Annotated in this window: 17 protein-coding genes and 1 tRNA gene; 6 read left to right on the top strand and 12 right to left on the bottom strand. The window is 47.7% G+C overall.

Features of this window, described 5'->3' with window-relative positions; genetic code table 11:
- Positions 1-6 precede the first annotated feature (6 nt).
- The 3 genes from K384_RS05015 to rfbA form a co-directional block, all read right to left on the bottom strand.
- Positions 7-474 carry a bactofilin family protein gene (locus K384_RS05015; RefSeq protein ID WP_051633133.1) on the bottom strand — a complete coding sequence of 156 codons (468 nt, stop codon included), beginning with the start codon at positions 472-474 and terminating at the stop codon, positions 7-9.
- Between the two features lie 33 nt (positions 475-507).
- Complete coding sequence (locus K384_RS05010) at positions 508-1,404, bottom strand: M23 family metallopeptidase (protein ID WP_038030069.1); 897 nt, start codon at positions 1,402-1,404, stop codon at positions 508-510.
- Between the two features lie 72 nt (positions 1,405-1,476).
- On the bottom strand, positions 1,477-2,355 hold the full coding sequence (rfbA, locus tag K384_RS05005) for a glucose-1-phosphate thymidylyltransferase RfbA (RefSeq protein ID WP_038030068.1): 879 nt from the start codon (positions 2,353-2,355) through the stop codon (positions 1,477-1,479).
- Between the two features lie 133 nt (positions 2,356-2,488).
- Between rfbA and K384_RS05000 the strand changes: the two genes are divergently transcribed.
- Entirely contained in the window at positions 2,489-5,455 is a 2,967-nt protein-coding gene (locus K384_RS05000; RefSeq protein WP_038030067.1) for an AsmA family protein, read from the top strand.
- A 73-nt stretch (positions 5,456-5,528) separates the two neighbouring features.
- Here the strand turns inward: K384_RS05000 and K384_RS04995 are convergent, their stop codons facing one another.
- Entirely contained in the window at positions 5,529-6,317 is a 789-nt protein-coding gene (locus K384_RS04995; protein ID WP_038030066.1) for an SDR family oxidoreductase, read from the bottom strand.
- Between the two features lie 27 nt (positions 6,318-6,344).
- A complete protein-coding gene (locus tag K384_RS04990) occupies positions 6,345-8,525 on the bottom strand; it encodes a 7TM diverse intracellular signaling domain-containing protein (protein ID WP_038030065.1) in 2,181 nt (726 codons plus the stop codon).
- Between the two features lie 145 nt (positions 8,526-8,670).
- On the opposite strand from K384_RS04990, the gene K384_RS04985 reads away from it, so the two are divergent.
- Positions 8,671-9,183 carry a 3-hydroxyanthranilate 3,4-dioxygenase gene (locus K384_RS04985; protein ID WP_084147133.1) on the top strand — a complete coding sequence of 171 codons (513 nt, stop codon included), beginning with the start codon at positions 8,671-8,673 and terminating at the stop codon, positions 9,181-9,183.
- Between the two features lie 81 nt (positions 9,184-9,264).
- On the opposite strand, the gene K384_RS04980 is transcribed toward K384_RS04985, so the two are convergent.
- The gene (locus K384_RS04980; protein ID WP_051633132.1) at positions 9,265-9,684 is read right to left on the bottom strand and encodes a hypothetical protein; all 420 of its coding nucleotides are present in this window, start codon (positions 9,682-9,684) and stop codon (positions 9,265-9,267) included.
- 179 nt (positions 9,685-9,863) lie between these two features.
- On the opposite strand from K384_RS04980, the gene hppD reads away from it, so the two are divergent.
- Positions 9,864-10,961 (top strand): 4-hydroxyphenylpyruvate dioxygenase, encoded by a 1,098-nt coding sequence (gene hppD, locus K384_RS04975; protein ID WP_038030064.1) that lies wholly within the window; start codon positions 9,864-9,866, stop codon positions 10,959-10,961.
- A gap of 80 nt (positions 10,962-11,041) precedes the next feature.
- Here the strand turns inward: hppD and K384_RS04970 are convergent, their stop codons facing one another.
- Both K384_RS04970 and K384_RS04965 read right to left on the bottom strand, forming a co-directional pair.
- Positions 11,042-11,659, bottom strand: coding sequence for a peroxiredoxin-like family protein (locus K384_RS04970; RefSeq protein ID WP_038030062.1), 618 nt, complete (start codon positions 11,657-11,659; stop codon positions 11,042-11,044).
- An 86-nt stretch (positions 11,660-11,745) separates the two neighbouring features.
- Positions 11,746-12,594: a vWA domain-containing protein gene (locus K384_RS04965; RefSeq protein WP_038030060.1), complete on the bottom strand. Its 849-nt coding sequence runs from the start codon at positions 12,592-12,594 to the stop codon at positions 11,746-11,748.
- A gap of 205 nt (positions 12,595-12,799) precedes the next feature.
- On the opposite strand from K384_RS04965, the gene K384_RS04960 reads away from it, so the two are divergent.
- Both K384_RS04960 and K384_RS04955 read left to right on the top strand, forming a co-directional pair.
- On the top strand, positions 12,800-14,179 hold the full coding sequence (locus tag K384_RS04960) for an MATE family efflux transporter (protein WP_051633131.1): 1,380 nt from the start codon (positions 12,800-12,802) through the stop codon (positions 14,177-14,179).
- Between the two features lie 65 nt (positions 14,180-14,244).
- Positions 14,245-14,652 carry a DUF1987 domain-containing protein gene (locus K384_RS04955; RefSeq protein WP_038030058.1) on the top strand — a complete coding sequence of 136 codons (408 nt, stop codon included), beginning with the start codon at positions 14,245-14,247 and terminating at the stop codon, positions 14,650-14,652.
- On the opposite strand, the gene K384_RS04950 is transcribed toward K384_RS04955, so the two are convergent.
- From K384_RS04950 to K384_RS04930, 4 genes are all read right to left on the bottom strand, one after another.
- Positions 14,627-15,505: an alpha/beta fold hydrolase gene (locus K384_RS04950; RefSeq protein WP_071837446.1), complete on the bottom strand. Its 879-nt coding sequence runs from the start codon at positions 15,503-15,505 to the stop codon at positions 14,627-14,629. The genes K384_RS04955 and K384_RS04950 overlap by 26 nt on opposite strands.
- Positions 15,450-15,863 carry a hypothetical protein gene (locus tag K384_RS04945; protein WP_038030056.1) on the bottom strand — a complete coding sequence of 138 codons (414 nt, stop codon included), beginning with the start codon at positions 15,861-15,863 and terminating at the stop codon, positions 15,450-15,452. Before K384_RS04945 ends, K384_RS04950 begins: the two co-directional genes overlap by 56 nt.
- 521 nt (positions 15,864-16,384) lie before the next feature.
- Positions 16,385-16,475 (bottom strand) — tRNA-Ser (locus K384_RS04935).
- A gap of 95 nt (positions 16,476-16,570) precedes the next feature.
- Complete coding sequence (locus K384_RS04930; RefSeq protein ID WP_038030054.1) at positions 16,571-18,415, bottom strand: MBOAT family O-acyltransferase; 1,845 nt, start codon at positions 18,413-18,415, stop codon at positions 16,571-16,573.
- Between the two features lie 122 nt (positions 18,416-18,537).
- On the opposite strand from K384_RS04930, the gene K384_RS04925 reads away from it, so the two are divergent.
- Positions 18,538-20,361 carry an ABC transporter ATP-binding protein gene (locus tag K384_RS04925; protein WP_038030052.1) on the top strand — a complete coding sequence of 608 codons (1,824 nt, stop codon included), beginning with the start codon at positions 18,538-18,540 and terminating at the stop codon, positions 20,359-20,361.
- Positions 20,362-20,396 lie beyond the last annotated feature (35 nt).

Below are 20,396 nucleotides of genomic sequence, written 5' to 3'. Positions count from 1 at the left end.
TGGGGCTTATTTAGTTTCTACCTTAACTTGCTCTTTAGGCAAAGAGGTGTTGTCTTTGGGCGTATCTTTTACAATGCTGCTGCGTGCTTCTTTGATGATCTTTTCATCGCCCATGGAGCAGGTACCGGTAAAGACGGCGCCCGCTTCTATGATGAGCTTGCGCGTGTAGATGTCACCGGTAATTTGTGCGGTGCTTTTGAGCACCAGTGTATCAGCGACTACTACCTTGCCAATAATTTCGCCTTCTACCTCCATATTTTCGGCAACCACATTGCCCTGCACAATGGACTTGGTACCGGTTACTATCTTCGCTTTGCTGATGACGTCGCCGGTTACGCGCCCGTCAATACGTATGTTGCCCGAAGCCTCTACATTGCCGGTAAAATGTGTGCCGGCACCAATATGGGTGTTGGCATGAAGGTCTTGCGGTTCGTTCCCTTTGCTGGGAGTGCTACTAAATACGGCCATGAACATAATTCTTCCTGTTTAATATTTTTCCACTTACAACTAAAATGCAATCAACTGTTCAGGATTTACAGGATTTCCCTTGAGCCAGAGCTCAAAATGGAGATGTGGTCCTGTGCTATACTTACCTGTATTACCGATAATGGCAATGGCTTCGCCGGAGCTTACGATGTCGCCTACCTGCTTGAGCAATTTGGCATTGTGTTTATAAACAGAAATCAAGTTGCCACTGTGTTGTATGGCAATGACGTTGCCCGTTTCGTCGGTCCATCCGGCGAAGATGACAGTCCCGTCGGCAATGCTATGAATGGGGGCATTGGCTTTGGCCACTATGTCAATGCCATAATGCTTTTGTTCCATGCTGAAACGCCCGGAAACGATGCCTTGCAAGGGGGGAAACAAAATACCTATAGAGGCACTGCCTGCTTGGTTCGCCACTTGATAATAAGTAGTAGCGTTTGCTTGATCGGCTTCTTGTTCATATTCGCTACGCAATGCCAGCTCTGCTTCGGAAACATAATCCAAGTCTATGCTGTCGGTCTGCGCTATCTTTACCTCTTCGCTCTTACCGGCCCGGGCCTTTTCTGCTTCTTCTTTCCAGGGTGCTACGTCGCCACGGATGACTTGGTGAAGGGTTTGTATGTACTGCTCATTGTACTGAAGTGCTATCTCCAAAGAGTCGATGGTCTGATAAAGCTGAATAAGCTCACGCTTGACGGTTTGGGTTTCTTGCTTGCCAAAGCTGCCATGCTCGTGCAGATAGGAAGACAGCCAAAAGCCTCCCACAAACACCAATAGTATGAGCGGCACCGTAATGGCCAGTATCTTCGCCCGCGTGATGGGGTAGGATTTATAATCAGCCAGTCGCTCTTCATCCCGCATCACCAGGCGATAGGGGTGGGTCAGCCAAGTGTAAAGTGTTTCTTTTTTCTTTCTCATGCGTTTGTATCCGTCTCGCCTTATCTGAATTCCAACCGCCTTGCTTCTTATACGAAAAGCCCGGAGGCGGGTTTATTGGTGGATTTTTTCTTGTTGTAAGATTTGCAACAAATACTGTCCATATCCGCTTTTTAGTAACGGCTGGGCTATACGTTCCAGCTGTTCGGCATCGATAAAGCCATTGCGGTAAGCCACCTCTTCGATGCATCCTATCTTGAGCCCTTGGCGCTCTTCTATCACCTGCACAAACAAAGAGGCTTGCATAAGCGATTGGAAGGTGCCTGTATCGAGCCAAGCCGTGCCACGGTTCATTACCTTCACTGTCAGGGCGCCCATTTCAAGGTAGGCTTTGTTTACGTCCGTAATTTCGTATTCGCCACGGGGCGAGGGCTTGAGCGCCTTGGCTATGTCTATCACCCGGTTGTCGTAAAAATAGATACCGGGCACGGCGTAGTTGGACTTGGGCTTTTGGGGCTTCTCTTCAATGGAAAGCACGCGCATGTCTTTGTCGAAAGTAACCACGCCGTAACGTTCGGGGTCTTGCACGTGGTAGGCAAAGATGATGCCCCCTTCCGGGTCATTGCAAGACTTAAGCGTTTGTGACAAGCCCGTACCATAGAATATGTTGTCGCCCAAAATAAGGGCTACTTTATCGTTGCCTATAAAGGATTCGCCAATGATGAAAGCTTGCGCCAAGCCTTCGGGGCGTTCTTGCACGGCATATTGAAAATGGCAACCGATGCGGCTGCCGTCGCCCAGCAGCTGTTCGAAGCGGGGCAGGTCCTGAGGGGTGGAAATAATCAAGATATCGCGAATGCCCGCCATCATCAAAGTAGAAAGCGGGTAGTAGATCATTGGTTTATCGTAAATGGGCATCAGTTGTTTGCTAATGCCTTGTGTAATAGGGTAGAGGCGGGTACCTGAACCGCCGGCTAAAATGATTCCTTTCATGGGATACTACTTACATGTGTGTAAAATGGTGCCCTTTTGCTTTTTAGACAGGTAAATATAACGCAAACCGCTTTAAGCTCAAAAAAATGTATTACTTTAGCTTAACAAAATCACTTTCTAAATCACGGTACTTATGAAAAAGAAAATCCTCATTGCCGCCGGTGCTTTGTTGCTTGTGTTGGCACTTTGCATAGCACTGATTCCGCTTGTCTTTAAAGACAACATACAAGCAGCCGTGCGTAAGCAGATAGCACAATATGTGGCTGCTGATGTGTTTTTCGATACCGATAATTTTTCGGTAAGTCTGTTGCGGGATTTCCCGCACCTGAATGCCCGTTTGGATGACTTTGGGGTAGTGAACCGTGCCCCCTTTGCCGGCGATACGCTCTTATCGGTGTGTTCGTTTCGCTTAAGCCTTGATCTGTGGAGTGTGCTCTTTGGCGATGAAATGAAAATACGCTCGGTGCAACTCATTGAACCACGCATTCACGCCCTGGTCAACGCAGAAGGCCAAGCCAATTGGGATATTTTCCTGGAACAGCCGGCCGATACGCTTCAAGAGGAAGAGGCAGCACCTCTTTCTTTGGCTATTGACGAATGGCGCATCGAAAACGGCTATATCGTTTATGACGACCGCAGCCTGCCGGTATATGTGCGTTTGACGGGGGTCAATCATACCGGTTCGGGCAACTTGCAGGCCGATGTGTTCGATATGATTACACAAACCGAAATAGCGGCTACTTCCGTTGCCTATGACGGTGTGGAGTATATAAGCAATAAGAAAGTAAGTGCCGGCATCACCATGGGCATGGATTTGGCGCAAAGCCGCTACACTTTCAAAGACAATATTCTGAAAATAAACGAGTTCCCTTTGCATTTTGAGGGAAGCATTGCCATGCCCGATACCAATATTGTGTTGGATTTGAAATACAACGCTCCGGAAACGGGCTTCAAACAGCTGCTTTCGTTGGTGCCGGGTGTTTATTCCTCTTCTTTCAATGACTTGAAGGCATCGGGTAGTGTTCAGTTCGAAGGCGTGGTAAAAGGCACATACAATGCGGTGCAGATGCCGGGGTTTGGTTTGCGATTGGAAGTGAAAGACGGCCATTTTCAGTACCCCGGTATGCCTGCGGAAGTGAAGAACGTGCAGCTGAATGTAGAGCTGGAAAACCCGGATGGAAATCTTGAGAATACGCTGCTCGACCTGAAGCGCTTCCATATGGATTTGGGCAAAAACCCCATAGACATGCGCGCCAATTTCCGGGGGCTGGAATCCATAGACATGTATGTAGATGCAAAGGCTCGTTTGAATTTAGCCGATATGGCAACTATATTTCCCATGGAGGGCATGCAGTTGAAAGGCACCTTTTCGCTGGATGCCAAGGTAGAAGGCACCTACAATGACCGGCAAATGCCCGTGGTAAATGCGCAGATGAGCCTTGCAGACGGTTATATAAAGACCGCCGAAGTGCCTAAGCCTTTGGAAAAGCTGAACTTGGCTGCCACCCTGCAAAGCGATGGCTCATTGCCCGGCTCTACTTTCCACCTCCGGCAGTTTACCATGCTCTTCGATGGCGAGCCAATAGAAGTGAGTGCTCTCATTCAAGATTTCGATAAAGTGAACTTTGACGTCAATGCCAAAGGCAAAGCCGACCTTGAAAAGTTAACACGCCTCTACCCCTTGGAAGGCATGCAGCTGGCTGGTAAAATAGACGCCGACCTGCACGCAAAAGGCAATATGGCTTTGATTGAACAAGAAAAATATGACCAACTCGATTTTTCGGGCTATGCACGCATGACAGACTTTCGCTATATGACAAGCGACATGCCAGAGGTGCGCATACAACAGGCGGCAGCCCGCATTTCGCCCCGCGAAATTATTGTAGAGCAAATGACCGGCAGCGCCGGCAAGTCCGACTTCCGATTGGTAGGTACCATTGCCAATTATATGGCTTACACCTTTCACGATGCTGTGTTGCGTGGCAAGATGCATATGGAATCCAAGCATTTTGATGTGAACGAGTGGATGACGGAAGAAGAAGCAGCAGAAACAACCGGCACGGCTGCAGCTGCCGGAGCCGATACGGTAGATTTGGCAGCCATTGCCATTCCTAAAAACCTCGATTTTGTGTTCGATGCCAAAATACAAGAAGTGGTTTATGATAACTTGCTTTTGAAAGACTTGGTAGGCAAAATCATTATGCGTGAAGGCAAGGTGGTGTTCGAAAATGTAAGTACCCATACCTTGGGGGGGCAATTGCTGCTGAGTGGTGTGTACGATACTTCCGACCCTTATAAGCCATTTTTTGATTTTGCAATGAAAGTAGCCAACATACAAATCCCCGAAGCATACAAAAGCATTGTAACGGTGCAGCGCATGGCGCCCTTGGCTGCTGCCATGCAGGGGACCTGCTCTTCTGACTTGCGCCTGGCCGGCGTGTTGGGCAGCGATCTTATGCCCAAATTTGAAACATTGAGTGGGGGCGGCTTGATAGCCATAGCGCAAGCCGCACTGCAGGATACACCGGTGCTGTCTAAAATCAGCAGCCTGACCAAAATGAAAGACTTAGCCCCCATGAGCCTGCAGGATGTCATCATGAAAATCAAAATAGACAAGGGGCGCGTCAATTATGAGCCTTTTGTAGTGAAAAGTGGCGACCGCGTGATAACGGTGAGTGGCAGCAACGGTTTTGATGGTAGTCTCGACTTTACCCTGGCAATGGATGTGCCGGCAGGCGCCGCAGGGCAAGCCGTTCAAGGGGCTGTCAATCAGCTGACGGGCACCAATGCGCTAAGTGGCGATCGTCTGCTGTTCGACGTGGAAATAGAAGGCACTTACGACAAACCGAAGATAAAAGTAAAACCGCGCGGCACAGCCAAGGAAGAGGTGAAAGAAGTGGCTAAAGAAGAATTGCAAAAGCAGAAAGAAGCCATCCAACAGGCAGTAGAAGAGAAAAAAGAAGAAGTGGAGCAGCAAGTAAAAGAAGAAGCTGAGAAGGTGAAGGAAGAAGTGAAAGAAAAGGTAAAAGAAGAAGCCGACAAGGCAAAAGATAAGTTGAAAGATAAAGTGAAGGACAAGTTGCCCATTAAGTTCCCATAGAACTTGATTGCCTGTGTGCAGCAAAGCTCAAGGGGGTGCCAATGATGGCGCCCTCTTGAGCTTTTTTTTCAGCTTATGCAGAATGCAGACGTCCGCCGTCTATTGCCAAGTGTACACCGTTGATATAAGAAGCCAGTGGCGATGCAAGAAAAGCCACGGCATAGGCGATCTCTTCGGGGCGGGCAAAGCGGCCGGCCGGTACCTGTGCACTTAGCTGCCGTGCCATTTCGTCGAAAGTGCAGCCTGCCTGCTCGGCGCGTTTTTGAATGATTTGTGCCAAACGCTCGGTTTGTGTAAAGCCGGGCAAAATGTTATTGACAGTAATGCCCCAAGGTGCCAGCTCGCGCGAGAGTGTCTTTGCCCAGTTGGCTACGGCCGCACGTATGGTGTTCGATACGCCCAGGTTAGGAATGGGCTCTCTGACCGAGGTCGAGATAATATTGATAATGCGCCCGTATTGGTGTTTGCGCATGGAAGGCAGTAGCACCTGCAGTATCATTTGAGAAGCCACCACATGTTGCTCGAAGGCTTGGCGATAAGCATCAGCAGAGGCAGTATGAGCAGGTCCCGGGGCAGGTCCTCCGCTGTTGTTTACCCATATGTGCACATCCAGCTTTTCTGTTTGAAGCAGTGTTTGCAGTGCTTGGCTGCTTTGCGCTGCATTGGATAAGTCCACTGCCAGAATATGGTGCTGTTCGGCATGGGGCAGGCTTGCTTTCAAGGCTTGCAGGTCGGTTGGGTTGCGTGACAGTAAAATGAGGCGTGCGCCTGCTTGTGCCAACACTTCGGCACAGGCACGCCCAATTCCCCGGCTTGCGCCACCAATGAGTGCCGTTCGCCCTTGTAGATCAATGTTGAGCATGTTTTTTTCTTTCAAAAGTAGAAAAATTTACAGCCTGATGCCCATCAGCAGCACATCGTCGCGCATGGGCGTGCCCTTGGTGAAGTTTTCCAACTCTTCTATCAAGTATTGGCGCTGCCGCTCCATGGGCTCTTTGTAGTAAAGCTGCAGCAGTGTTTTTAAACGTTTGGTGCCGAACTTCTCCCGTTCGGGGTTGGCTGCATCGGTGAAGCCGTCGCTGCCAATGTAAATGCAATCGTTGGCATGAAGTATCAACTGATGGTTTTCGAACTGCTCCAGCTTTTGGCTCATGCTGCCACCAATCCCACGGCGGTTGCCCTTCAGTTCTACCAAGGCACCATCTTTGACCACATAAGCCGGGCGGCGTGCGCCGGCAAAGGTCAGTTCAAAAGTCTCTTCATCTATTTTGTCTATACGGCAGAGTGCCACATCCATGCCGTCGGCATTGCCCGTTTCATCTTGTCGCAGCGCTTTAAAAACGGCATCATTTAAAGCCTCCAATATGAAGGCGGGATTGTAAAGATGTTTTTCATTGATGATTTCGTCGAGCAGTGTGTTGCCTATCATAGACATGAAGGCACCGGGCACCCCGTGTCCCGTACAGTCAACGGCGGCAAAAAACAGATGTCCTTCTCGTTCGCTAAACCAGTAGAAATCGCCGGACACCACGTCGCGCGGCAAATAAATAACAAAGAAGTCACGTACATATTGAAGGATTTCTTCTTTGGAAGGCAACATGGCACGCTGAATACGGTCGCCATATTGAATGCTTTTGTTCAAGTGCTCATTGATAGCCTGCAACTCTTGGTTTTGCCGTTCGATAAAGTCCCTTTGCGCAAGAATCTCTTCCCTTTGTTGTTGCAGTTCTTCGTTTTGAGTGAGTATTTCCTCTTGTTTTTGCTGGAGTTCGGCCGTTCGCTCACGCACCTTCTGTTCCAATATGATATTTTGTTCTCGTATGATGCGCTCATTTTCTTGAGCCATAGCCAAAGCACGCGCCTGTGCTTCTTCGCGTTGTTTGCGAATGACGTTGATGCGGTCAGCCAAGGCAAGTGACAAGAACACCACTTCTATGACTGCCCCAAACAGGTGCCCGTAGTGGAAGATGAAAGTACGTGGCAGCAAACCAAAAGCCTCCGATGCCGTAGCGATAAGCCCCAGTAAGAAAGCCAACCAAGCAATAATAAAATACTGCGCGGCTTTGTTGCCTGCGCGATAAACCACAATACCGGCGGCGATAATGAGCACGGAGTCCACAATGATACTTAAAACCACCGGTTTGATCATAGTTTGGTAGGGCAAGAAAAAGCTGAGGAGAATGTTCAATACATTGATGCCAAAGAGCACCCAGAGCACTATTCTCATGCGTGGGGCATAGCGTTTGGTGTAAAGAAAGCGATTGGCAAAAAGTACTGCTCCTATTAGCCCCAAAGAAATCAATACGGGAATGGATACGTTCGTCCAAAACAAACTATTGGGCCAAAGGTATTGAAAACCATGCCCTTGCAAGCCTGCTTGTGCCAGCGTGTAACCAATGACATACACACAATAGTAGGCATAGTTGAGGTTGCGTAATGCCGCGAAAAGTAACAGGTTATAAAAAAGCATGACTAACATGCAACCATAGAAAAAGCCGAATGCCAAGTCACTTTTAATGGTGTATTCTTGGAATGCATTGGAAGTGTATATTTTAGCAGGTAGCTGTACCGAGCTGCTGGTTTTTACACGGATATAAATGGTATAGACACGGCTGTTGTCATATAGATACAAGGGAAAAGTGGGATTGCGAAAATGTATTTCACGCCGGTCAAAGGGGACTTGGTCACCAATGGTTTCGGACAACCAACGTCCGGCTTCGTCCTGCTGGTAAAGCGTGATGCTGTCCAACAGCGGATAGTTCAACTCCAGCAGCCACTCCTTGGTGCGTTGTGCTTGGTTGCTCAATTGCAGTTTAAGCCATACGGGCTTGTCCAGGAAGCCCAAGTTGATAACTTTTTTTGCATGTTTTTGAAATTGCCCCTTTTGGTCGGCTTGCATAACATCCTCTAAAGAGGCGTGGCCGCTTTCGTCTATCCAATAAGAAAAGTAACTGCTGACATCAATGGTGCGGCTGTCATCCCGGAGGGTAGCCACTGTTTCTTGCCGGGCGTGACTCCCGAAGCAAAATGTAAAGAAAAGCAGGGAGAAGAGTAAAGTGCGTTGTATCATAAGCATATTTTAGAGTTGCCAAGCTTTCAAAATATAGAAATTAATTGCGATAAAATTGTGTTTATGTAGGAAATGTATTGAATTTATGAAAAAAAAACTATAAAAGGTATAACTTGAAGCGTTTTAAAACTAAAAGCAATTAGCTATGGCAAAGATGAACGTTGTCAATCTGATGCAATGGGTAGAAGCCCATAAGGATGTATTGAAGCCGCCGGTGGGTAATAAAGAGATTTATCCTGATGGCGACTTCATTGTAATGGTGGTGGCAGGTCCCAATGCCCGCAAAGACTACCACTTCAACGAAGGTCCGGAATTTTTCTATCAGATTAAGGGCGATATTGTGTTGAAGGTCGTTGAAGATGGCGAGTTTCGCGACATCCCCATCCGGGAAGGGGAGATTTACATGCTCAACCGCCGCATTCCGCATTCACCGCAGCGCCCGGCCGGCACGGTGGGCTTGGTCATCGAAGAGCGCCGCCGCCCGGAACAAACCGATGGTTTTATTTGGTACTGTGATAACTGCCATGAAAAGCTGCATGAGGTGTACTTGAAACTTGAAGACATAGAAAAACAACTGCCGGAAGTCTTCAAGGCATTTAAAGAAAACAAGGAGCTACACAAATGTCGCAATTGCGGCTCAGTATTGGAGCTGCCCTGATGGCACCGTAATCAAAAGCCGGATGAAATATTAAACTTCATCCGGCTTGCCATAGGTGGGAAATATTATAAAACAAGTAAATTATTTTTCTTGCCACACCGTGCGGCGTTCATCGGGTGAGTGTACCAGCTCAATGCGCAAGGGGTTGGGCAGCATAACCAAATAAGCTTCTTTCCCCTCATGGTCACGCTCAATCCACACGCCTTGTCCGTAGGGGCTGATGAAGTGCTGCTGTTTGCCTTTCTTTTCTACCAATACCTCACGGGGAATATATGAAACCGGGGCAAACACTTCCACTTCCGGACAAACCTCTTCGTGCACATCTACCAAAATATCTTCCAGGAAGTCCCCATATTCTTCGGTGAATTCATCTTCCATATCATGAAGTTCTTCCTCCAGGTCGTCATATTTGGGATCGTCGTAGTTAAGTGTGCTTAGCTTCCTGCGTTGCTCAATGATGTGTATGAGTAATTGGTTTATGGCTGAATAATCGATAGACATAGGGAGGCCTCTGTTTGGTTTTAAAAAATAACTAATTGAGCGATGTTGCAAAGATACGAACAATTTGAGGTTTATAGAATTACACTTTGCTAAGAATCTTTTTTGTTTTACCGGGGCGTATGTGTAAATTTGTATGAAAAAGAAAGCATTTCATCACCATATTCAAAACGGAAAAAACTATGGCAGAGCAAGATTTTCTTCCTATCAACGGTACCGATCATATTGAGTTCTACGTAGGCAATGCCAAGCAAGCCGCCTACTTTTATCAGGTAGCCTTCGGCTTTCAGCTGGTGGCTTATGCCGGTCCCGAAACCGGTGTGCGTGACCGCGCCTCTTATGTGTTGGAGCAGGGAAAAATACGCCTTGTCCTGACGGCTTCCTTAGATCCTTTTTCTGAAATCAGCGAGCATGTGAAATTGCATGGCGACGGCGTGAAGGTCTTGGCTTTGTGGGTCGATGACGCCGAGATGGCTTATTATGAAACGATGAAACGGGGGGCGCGTTCTGCCGGTGAGCCTAAAACACTGACCGACGAATACGGCGAAGTGAAGGTGGCTTCTATTCATACCTATGGCGACACCATACACACCTTCGTAGAGCGCAAAAACTATCGCGGTCCCTTCATGCCCGGCTATCAGAAATGGGAAAGCCCCGTGAAGTCGGAGCCCATCGGCTTGAAATATGTAGATCACTGTGTGGGTAATGTAGAGCTGGGCAAAATGAACGAATGGGTGCGCTTCTATCAAGACGTGATGGGCTTTAAACTGCTGGTTACCTTCGACGACAAGGATATTTCTACCGAATATTCGGCTTTGATGTCAAAGGTGGTTTCTAATGGAACCGGTTATATCAAATTCCCTATAAACGAACCGGCAGAAGGAAAGCGCAAGTCGCAAATAGAAGAATATCTGGAATTTTATCATGGTCCGGGTGTGCAACATATTGCCGTAGCTACTGACGACATCGTGCATACTGTCAGTGAGCTGCGCCGCCGTGGGGTAGAGTTTCTCTATGTGCCCGAAACCTATTACGAGGATTTGAAAGAGCGTGTGGGCAACATAGATGAAGATGTGGAAAAGCTGAAGGAGTTGAATATCCTGGTTGACCGCGACGACGAAGGGTACCTGTTGCAGATATTCACCAAGCCGGTGGAAGACCGCCCCACTTTGTTCTACGAGATTATTCAACGTAAGGGGGCTACTTCCTTTGGTAAAGGCAACTTTAAAGCTTTGTTTGAAGCCATTGAGCGAGAGCAGGCGCGCCGTGGTAATTTGTAAGCGAACTTTTGCCGGAACAATAATCAATAAAAAAGCTGCCCTGAATGAAGGGGCAGCTTTTTTGCATGGATGAACTATGTTTACAAGGTATCTATGACCGCCATGAGCGTTTCGGCTTTGATACGCTCTTTGTAGTTTGGATTGACATACGCAAAGCGTACCACGCCTTTTTTATCTACCACAAAAGCAGCAGGGGTGGGTAGTATGTCTTCATTGGTGCCGCCGGATGCTTCTACCAAGTCAATGCCGTAGGTGGCATATTTTTTAAGTGTTTCGGGGTCGAGGCGGAACGACAGACCGAAAGCATGAATGGCTTCCAGCTTACTGTCTGAAAGCAGGGTGTAGTTGAGTTTCTGCTTTTCCAATGTTTGTTTGATGGAAGCCGGTGAGTCGGGGCTGATAGCCAAAATTTGATAGCCTTTTTTGAGTAGAGCGTCTTCTACTTTGCGCAGTTCAGCCAAATGGCGGTTGCAGTAAGGGCACCATCCGCCGCGGTAGAAGATGATAACGGCAGGCTTTTCCTTGACCAAGTCTAAAAGACGTACGGCATTGCCTTCTACGGTGTGTACTTTTACGTCGGGAATGGTTTCGCCTACTAAAATGGGGCATACCTCATCGGCTTTGTCGGCTTGTGCCCATCCTTGAACAGCTGCTATGAAAAGCAGCAGGCTGCCAAATAGAAATACTTTTTCCATCATGGTTTCTTTGGGTTTAATTTCACCTTAAAGAACACACTTTGCCGGCAATTGTAATGTCAGCATGCTGACATTGGCAGAAACCGTGTTCAGGTATGCAGGGATTTCATACTCAAGTACAGGCGGTGAGCCTCACGCGAAATGGGGCGTAAGCGTTTTTCAAAGAAACGAATGCTTGGCGCACCGGATAGAGGGTAATAGTACGCCACTTCTTCTATGTCGTGGCTTTCGTGCAGATGTTTTGCCAGTAAGGAAAACAAAAAAGGATGGGCTCGCTTGACACGAAGCGATATTATCAGGAGTGTATTGTCGCGCAGGCGCTGAGTGAGGCACCAGCCGAAGGGGGTGTCATGGTGGTAGATGGCAAAACTGTGTGCCGGGTCAATAGGAAGTGGCGGTGCCAGTGCCAACACCTTACTGCTAAGTGTGTTGATTTTATCCCGGATGTCTTGCGGAAGCTCGTTCCATAGTTGTAAACGCAGCGGGTTTGTGCCATGTGGCTTCATTTGCATCCAGGAAGCTTGCAATAGCTGTTTTTTAGGTATAATGCCCCAGCTCAAAGCGCGGGCGGGAAGCGTCCACAGACGATGAAGAAGCGCTTGTTTGATGAGCGAAAATTCCGGGATTGCATCAGAAAGCAGAAACAGTAGTTTGTTATGCCGGTGCTTCTTAGCCAACAATTCACTTTGTTCTATCAGTGCAGGAAAAAGCGAATAATATTGTTCATGTGCATGTAGGCGTAAAATGCGCGCTTTGCCCCCGGCAGCAGACAAGTGATGCAACAGGCTGAAAGCCACAGTTTGGTGTTCGGCGTTTTGAGCTAAAATTAACGAGAAGTTGCCTTGTGATGGAATGTCTTTCAGGGGCTGTATGCCGGGCAACAGCGTATGAAGCGCGGCGGGCGGCACAGAGTCTATGATTTCGAAGTGGGGAGTCATATAAGGAAAGCCAATTTCAAAAGTTTTTCTACAATCATAAAAAATAAATATGCACTGTCAAAACAAATACTTGTGCAGCAAGAAGCAATAGGTCGTTATTTCAAAGCCATATGCAGGTGCACGGCAAGAAAAGTGCAGCCTTACTGCCTTCAAAAGGAATTTTACCACTAACTTGCGAGCCTGAAATAGTTAAGCAGGAGACTGTATGGCAAGCGGAACAAAAGACAAGCGCCCAAACCATATTCTTTATTTTGACTTTATCGCTACGGTGCGTTTAAGCATTCCTATTATTGTGGGGCAGCTGGGCATCGTATTGATGGGGGTGGTCGATACCGCCATGATTGGCCGGGTGGGTAAAGAAGCCCTGGCAGCGGCAGGAGTAAGCAATGCCGTCTTTTTTTTAATAGCCATCCTGGGTATTGGCCTGCTCAATATCTTGTCGCCCATGATAGCCGAAGCACAAGCCCGGCGCATACCACAAAATCTGAAAGCATTGTTGGTGGGGGGCTTTTGGGCTGCCACTGCCTGTGCGTTGGTGCTGGGCAGTGTCATGGGGGTAGTGATTTGGCATTTTGACAAGCTGGGGCAATCGCCGGAAGTGACTGCCTTATCGCGCGAATACATGACCATTTTGTTGAGCTCTTTATTCCCCATGTACTGGTTTTTATGCCTGCGCCATTTTACTGACGGCATGGCTATGCCTCATTTGTCGATGTATGCTACTTTGGTGGGCTTGCTGTTGAATATTTTTTTGAATTATCTGTTGATATTTGGCCATTGGGGGTTGCCTGCATTGGGGCTTGCCGGGGCTGCTTGGGCTACCTGGGGGGTGCGCTGGGCTATGACCTTTATCTTGTTCTTCTTTTTGCTGCGCCTGCCTGCCTTTGCCTTTCTTAAGCGCCATCAGGTGCAGATGAAAGCCTGCCGCCAAGCGTGTTTGCGTATCGTGACCAAGGGCTTAGGTACAGGCCTGCAACATTTCTTCGAAGTAGCTACCTTCGCTTTGGCAGCCATTATGATAGGATGGGTCAACGACACACAGCTGGCTGCCCATCAGATTGCCTTGAATATGGCCAGCATAACCTATATGATTTCTACGGGTATTGCCGCTGCCGGTGCTATACGTGTGGGCAATGCCTTGGGGCGTCGCCAATGGCACCGTGTGGCACGTGCCGGTACGGCCGCTCTGTTGGCAGCCATTGTGGTGATGACCGGCGGGGGTGTGCTCTTTTGGCTGTTCCCGGACTTTTTAGCTTCACTTTATACACGTGAAGTCGAAGTGCTGGCGGTAGCTGTGGATTTACTTTTAATTGCCGCTTTTTTCCAGCTCTCCGATGGCATTCAGGCGGTGAGTCTGGGTATTTTACGTGGTTTGCAAGATGTGCTCTATCCAACCATAGCCACACTTATTGCCTATTGGGTGGTAGCGCTTCCTGTGGCTTATTACTTGGGTATTTACAAGCAAATGGGGGCATGGGGCGTGTGGATAGGCCTGCTTGTAGGGCTTACCTTGGCTGCTGTTTTTTTGTGTGTTAGGTTCTATCTTTTATTGGCCGTGCGGAAGAAAAGAGCAAATAAAGTTTAATCCTTATACTTTTATTTCTGAATCTTTCTTATATTTAATCATCCTTGCTTAATGAAAAGGATTTTATGGATGTAAATAAACGTACGGTGAGTAAACTGCAAATAGATAGCACGGAACTGACACCTCGGGTGTTGTTGGATGCCGGCTTAGGAAAAATAGAAATAGAAGGGGTGGCCATTCCTGAGGACACTCATAAGTTTTTTGCGCCTTTGTTGCAGTGGATAGATGAGTACAGCAAACAGCCACGTCCAAAAACCATTGCTTCTTTTAACATTACCTATTGCAACACCAGCTCATCGATGTACATTGCCGAGATGTTGCGGCGGCTGCGCAAGATTAATCAAGCAGGATTTGATGTATCGGTGAATTGGTATTATGAAGAAGACGACGAAGACATGCGTCTTTTAGGGGAAGACTTTCGCCGTATCAGTCAACTGCAGTTTTCCATCATTCCGATTCCGCCGGTGGAGTAGCCGGGGAGGTTACGTAATGCAAAATGGCATTTTTCAGGTACACCGGTTTTTTAAACACAAACAGATGTCCTATATCGTCGGGCGTGATGAGTTGTAGGGGCACATGCCCCAATTTTTCCTTGACAAACCGGCTGTTGTCTGGTACTATCTTGTCCGCTTTGCCGTGAATCAGAGTGACCGGGCATTGAATAGCCTGCCATCCGTCTTGTATTTGCCGCAGGTCTTCCACATGCCGCATTTTTTCTATTTGTGCATGCTCGAGTGCCGTGGGCAGTATCCAACGGATATGTTCCAGCGGGCGATTAAACCAAAAAAACTTCTCATTGTCGGGATCCAGGGCGGGCGCTGCCAATATCAGCGCCTGCACATGCGTGGGGGCAAGCATAGCCAGCCGGGCAGCAACAGGTCCGCCATAGGAATAGCCTACCACAAGGGCTTTGTGTTTTTGGGCAGCTTGTTGTAAGAGAGGAAGTAACAGGCGGGCTTGGTAGTCAATAGAGGGTGGGGGTAGATGAAAAGAAGAGTAACCGTAACCGGGGCGATCTATCAATACAAAGCATACTTTGTCAAGCAAAGCAGTGTCTTGTGCATAAGACAAAAAGTCGCGGGAAGAGCCGGGCGAGCCATGCACGCAGAAGACAGGCGGGAGGGAGGTGTCACCTACAACAACACTGCGCAAGCGGTACTCACCGGCTTGCGTATAGTTGACTTGTAGCGGAATGCCCCGCTTACTGAATTGACGCTTGAGTTTTTTGTCCGGCACTCTAAATTGCATACAGCTTTCGAGAAAAAACATACTAATCAATAGTAGCAGGCCGGCGGCGCCTGTAAGTTGCTTGATACGTTTTGCCATGGCGTTTCCTTGTAAGCACTAAGGTGGAGTCGTTGGGCATCTGCACACCGAGCTCAAAATCATAAGGTGGCTCTTGATTTTGGGTGTGTGTGCCAATGTAATGAAAACGCTTCACTTTGATGCGTTGCTTGCGGCGTATCAAGCGCCACTTGCCTTCGCCTACTACATTGCCTACTTGCAGGCGGTAAGTGCCATCCTTTTGAAAACTCACTATGCTTTGCAAGTCGCTGGCTGCTTGTGCCGCTGTTGTTATTTCTTCCCAACTGCCCCACAATTGATGAGGATACACCTTTTGAGCTTGTACGCAAGAAGCAGAAACCAACGAAAGCCAAAGCAGAATAAAAAATAGCCGCGTCATGAATGTATGCTGAATTGCTTTACTATTACTTACAAACGAAAAAGTAGAAGACTTAGTTTGGGTTTTAAAAAGAAAAGGCACCCTTCTGAGGTGCCTTTGTGGGTATCATCCCTTTGATTACAGGCGATTCCCAAATGGGCTGCCAAAAGGCGAACCAAAGGGTGAACCGAACGGATTTCCAAATGGAGCTTTCATAATAATGCCCTCCTTTGCTTTTTATGATGTCAACAAATGTAATAAATTTTAATGAAATTGCCAAATTTTGATTGGGTATTCTGATGTTTTTTTACCTTTTCTACTATTAAATACGGCTATAGGAATAAAGGTAACTTTATTTTTTTCTTTTTTCCTTTGTCAGGAATGGGCAAATACTATACCAAAGGCAGCTTGAAATGTGAGGCGCAACAAAGCTACTTTGGGGCTGCTAAGCTGTGTATCCTTGTCACTTGTGTTTGAGAGGTGACCTAAATAGAGGCCGTGAAAAACAAAAAAGGACAGCCGCTGTGACTGTCCTTTTGGCTTGGCGGAGGGTGAGGGATTCGAACCCCCGGTGGGCTCATCACCCACAACGGTTTTCAAGACCGCCGCATTCGACCGCTCTGCCAACCCTCCATGCTTTCGAATGGTGATGCAAATGTAGTGTGTTTTCTTAAAAGTGTCAAGCTTTTGAGGTCTATTATTTTTACCTTTAATAATAACTCCTTGATTTAGAATTGGAAATAAATGAAAGGCTGCACTTCGGCAGAGCTGGCTTGATAAATGCCCAAAGCTGCCAATACGAAAATAACAGCTTTGACGGCATCGGGCAGTGCAATGAAGCGGCTTTCTATATTTTGTTTCCAATGCCCCGGCAGCCAGTGGATAAAGTATCCCATCAGCATGAGCAGCATCACCGGGCGGTAGCTCTGAATGACTTCGGGCAACAATTGAGCTTGAAAGTTAAAGGCGATTTGATGCAGCATTTGCCGGGCAATATCCATAGCCGACAAAGTGAGTGTTTCATTTACGGGAATATCATTGACGCGGAAGTAAATCCAGCAGAGGCACACAAAGTGAAAGGTAAGAAACTGCGCAAAGAAGCGATAAAGCCCATGTGCAGGCCGCTCTTTGCTGTCGCCTTGGCGTATTTCCATCCAAAGTTTGTGGATAGCCAAGGCCAAGCCATGCAAGAAGCCCCATATTAAAAAGCGAAGATGTGCTCCGTGCCAAATGCCCCCCAATACCATGGTAAGCATCAGGTTTAGATAGTTGGCAATAGCACGGCTTTTTTCAGGGCGAAGCAGCACCAGGCACCACCCCACCACAATGGCAACGCACAAAACACCACTACTCCAGGCCTGCAGATAAAAAGCATAAATACCCATGAGCAACACCAGGTGGGTACCTATATAGCCCAGCCAAGCCACGCCGCTCTTATACCAAGCCAGCCACAGCAAGAGGCAGGTAAACAACCACATAAAACTTTCCCAAGGCATACGCTCGGCAAGCATGAGCAGCGACAGGCTCAAGGGCACGCTCATATAAGTGAACAGCGAGGCGCTGCGGTTGCCGCCCAGCGGTATGTACAAGTAGTCGCGCAGCCACGAAGACAAGGAAATATGCCAGCGTCGCCAGAAATCGGTGATGCTTTGGGCTTTGTAGGGAGAGTTGAAGTTGAGCGGCAGTTGAAAACCCAATAACAAGGCTACCCCTATGGCTATATCGGTGTAGCCCGAAAAGTCGCAGTAAATCTGCAGGGCGTAGCCGTAAACCGCCAGCAGGTTTTCCAAGCCGGTGTAGCTGGTGGGACTTTCAAAAACCCTGTCCACAAAGTTGATGGATATGTAGTCAGAGATAAGCATCTTTTTTACCAAGCCGTTCAGTATTAAAAACAAGGCGTGCCCATATTGCTCTTTGCTGAGCCGGTAGGGCCGGTATATTTGAGGTACAAACTCCGAAGCACGCACAATGGGACCGGCAACCAATTGTGGAAAGAAGGACACATAAAAAGCAAAATCGACGATGCTCTTGACCGGTTCCAATTTGCCGCGATAAATATCAACCGAGTAACTGATGGTCTGAAAGGTAAAAAACGAAATGCCGACGGGCAGAAAAATAGAGGTATAATCCAAGTCGGTACCTGTCAGCCGGTTGATAGTTAGGGCCAGGTAGTCTATGGCTTTAAAGTCTGTTTGAAACAAGTAGTTGATAAAGTCGGTGAGCAGGTAAGCGTATTTGTAATAAGCCAGCAAGCCTAAATTTACAACCAAACTTACCACCAGCAGGAAGGTACGCAGTGTTTGATTACGGCTGCGGTAAATACGCTCGCCTATGCTGTAATCTACCAAGGTGCTGAAAATAAGCAGCAGAAAATAAAAGCCACTGGATTTATAGTAAAAAAACAAGCTGAACAGTGTGAGAAATACAATCTTTATTTTCCGGCTTTTGTAAATAAACTGATAGGTAAGCAAGACAAAACCAAAAAAAATCCAAAATAAAGCGGTGGTAAAAATCAGGGGCTTTTGCGGGTTATATACAAATGCTTGGCTGATGAGGTTTGTCCAATCCAACATAATTGTAATAAGTCTAAACCGGATGAGCTACAATAAGTGAAAAACGCATGCAAGCTACTAAAAAAGCGACATCTTCAATAGCCTTTTTGTAGCTTTGTGCATTCAAATGAAGCAAAACCATCATGAAAACCTATTGGAGATTATTGGGCTATTTGCGCCCTGTAAGCCGTTACGTTGTTCCTTTCTTCCTGAGCTCATTTTTTGGAAGCCTTTTTGGTGTCATCAATTTTACCTTCGTGATTCCGCTGCTGGAAGTGCTCTTTTACGACAAACCTTTGAATGTGGTAGAGCAACTGCCGGCTTTCGAATTATCTACGCAGTATTTTGCCGACTTGTTCAATTATTATTTGTCGCATTTCTTGCAAGCCAAGGGCAAACTAAGTGCCCTGCAGTTTGTGTGTGGTGCCGTGTTGGTATCTGTGTTTTTATCCAATACCTTCCGTTACTTCACACAGCGTATTTTGGAAGGCATGCGTGCCGATTTGGTGGCGCGTTTGCGTGACGATGTGTTTCGCAATGTGGTACGCCTGCATTTGGACTTCTTTTCCAACCAAAGAAAAGGAAATTTGATTACACGCATCACTTCCGATGTGATAGAGGTGGAGTATGCCGTGGCTAACTCTTTGAAGGCATTTCTTAAAGAGCCTTTTATCTTGATTATTTCTTTTACCATACTGTTCTCTATTTCTGTGAAGCTGACCCTCTTTGCTTTGCTGTTTATTCCTGTGTCGGGCTTGATGATAGGAAGCATCATCAAGCGGTTGCGCCATTCGGCTATGAGCCTGCAGGCTGTACTGAGCAACTTAACCAGCGTGATTGATGAGGCATTTGGTGGGATTCGCATCGTCAAAGGCTTCAATGCCGAAGACTATATGCAGCAGAAGTTTCACAAAGAAAACTGGCAGTATCGTCATTTTGTACGGAAAATCGCCTTCCGTCGCGAATTGGCACCTTCGGTTTCCGAGTTCATGGGGGTAGCGGTCATGTGCGGTGTGTTGTTGTATGGCGGAAGCCTCATTTTGGTAGAGCAATCCATTTCTGCCCCGCTATTTTTGGGTTACTTGGCTGTGCTTTCCCAGGTTACCAAGCCTATCAAAGAGATAGGCAATGCCGTGAGTGCCGTACAACGTGGCATGGCCTCTGCAGAGCGTATTTTTGAGCTGATAGACACCGAGCCGGCTGTGAAAGACAAAGCCGGTGCCAAGGAGTTGAAGGTGTTTGAAAAAGAAATACGCTTCGAGCAGGTGTCTTTCGCCTATGAAGAAGGCGTACCTGTGCTCCAGAACTTGAACTTTAGCATTCCCAAAGGTAAAATCATTGCTTTGGTAGGTCCGTCAGGCGGGGGGAAGTCAACCATTGCCGACCTGATTCCACGCTTCTATGACCCCACGGGCGGACGGATTACCCTGGACGGTGTCGACTTGCGGGATTATACACTCAAAAGCCTGCGTGCCAAAATGGGCATCGTTACGCAAGAGTCTATTCTTTTCAACGATACCATTTTCAACAATATAGCTTTTGGAATGAACGTAACGCCCGAGCAGGTAGAGGAAGCAGCACGCATTGCCAATGCACATGATTTTATTGTGGCGTTGCCCGAAGGATACCAAACAGTAGTAGGCGACCGCGGCGTAAAGCTTTCGGGAGGACAGCGCCAGCGCATCAGCATTGCGCGGGCAGTGCTGCGCAATCCGGATATTCTGATTTTGGATGAAGCCACTTCAGCTTTGGATACGGAGTCGGAGCGCTTGGTGCAAGAAGCACTCAATAAGCTGATGAAGCACCGCACGGCCTTGGTGATTGCGCATCGCTTGAGCACCATTCAAGAAGCCGACGAAATTTTGGTGATTCAGCAGGGGCGCATTGTGGAACGCGGTACGCATGAAAACTTGATACAGCAGCCCGAAGGGCTTTATAAGCGCTTGGTAGAGATGCAGGCACTGTAAGCCCTGCGGGCAGTTTTGCCCCGCAGCACTGCCCG

The organism is Thermonema rossianum DSM 10300 (genome assembly GCF_000426825.1).
In the GTDB taxonomy this organism is placed as follows: Bacteria; Bacteroidota; Bacteroidia; order Cytophagales; family Thermonemataceae; genus Thermonema; species Thermonema rossianum.
The sequence above is the reverse complement of the archived record's forward strand: the minus strand, read 5'-3'. Positions and strand labels throughout refer to the sequence as shown.

Coding starts and splice junctions, on each gene's coding strand:
- K384_RS04980 (WP_051633132.1), bottom strand. CDS start 9,684: ATGTCTATCGATTATTCAGCCATAAACCAATTACTCATACACATCATT.
- K384_RS04925 (WP_038030052.1), top strand. CDS start 18,538: ATGAAAACCTATTGGAGATTATTGGGCTATTTGCGCCCTGTAAGCCGT.
- rfbA (WP_038030068.1), bottom strand. CDS start 2,355: ATGAAAGGAATCATTTTAGCCGGCGGTTCAGGTACCCGCCTCTACCCT.
- K384_RS04965 (WP_038030060.1), bottom strand. CDS start 12,594: ATGACTCCCCACTTCGAAATCATAGACTCTGTGCCGCCCGCCGCGCTT.
- K384_RS04950 (WP_071837446.1), bottom strand. CDS start 15,505: ATGGCAAAACGTATCAAGCAACTTACAGGCGCCGCCGGCCTGCTACTA.
- K384_RS04945 (WP_038030056.1), bottom strand. CDS start 15,863: ATGACGCGGCTATTTTTTATTCTGCTTTGGCTTTCGTTGGTTTCTGCT.
- K384_RS04930 (WP_038030054.1), bottom strand. CDS start 18,415: ATGTTGGATTGGACAAACCTCATCAGCCAAGCATTTGTATATAACCCG.
- K384_RS05015 (WP_051633133.1), bottom strand. CDS start 474: ATGTTCATGGCCGTATTTAGTAGCACTCCCAGCAAAGGGAACGAACCG.
- K384_RS05000 (WP_038030067.1), top strand. CDS start 2,489: ATGAAAAAGAAAATCCTCATTGCCGCCGGTGCTTTGTTGCTTGTGTTG.
- K384_RS05010 (WP_038030069.1), bottom strand. CDS start 1,404: ATGAGAAAGAAAAAAGAAACACTTTACACTTGGCTGACCCACCCCTAT.
- K384_RS04960 (WP_051633131.1), top strand. CDS start 12,800: ATGGCAAGCGGAACAAAAGACAAGCGCCCAAACCATATTCTTTATTTT.
- K384_RS04970 (WP_038030062.1), bottom strand. CDS start 11,659: ATGATGGAAAAAGTATTTCTATTTGGCAGCCTGCTGCTTTTCATAGCA.
- K384_RS04990 (WP_038030065.1), bottom strand. CDS start 8,525: ATGATACAACGCACTTTACTCTTCTCCCTGCTTTTCTTTACATTTTGC.
- K384_RS04985 (WP_084147133.1), top strand. CDS start 8,671: ATGGCAAAGATGAACGTTGTCAATCTGATGCAATGGGTAGAAGCCCAT.
- hppD (WP_038030064.1), top strand. CDS start 9,864: ATGGCAGAGCAAGATTTTCTTCCTATCAACGGTACCGATCATATTGAG.
- K384_RS04955 (WP_038030058.1), top strand. CDS start 14,245: ATGGATGTAAATAAACGTACGGTGAGTAAACTGCAAATAGATAGCACG.
- K384_RS04995 (WP_038030066.1), bottom strand. CDS start 6,317: ATGCTCAACATTGATCTACAAGGGCGAACGGCACTCATTGGTGGCGCA.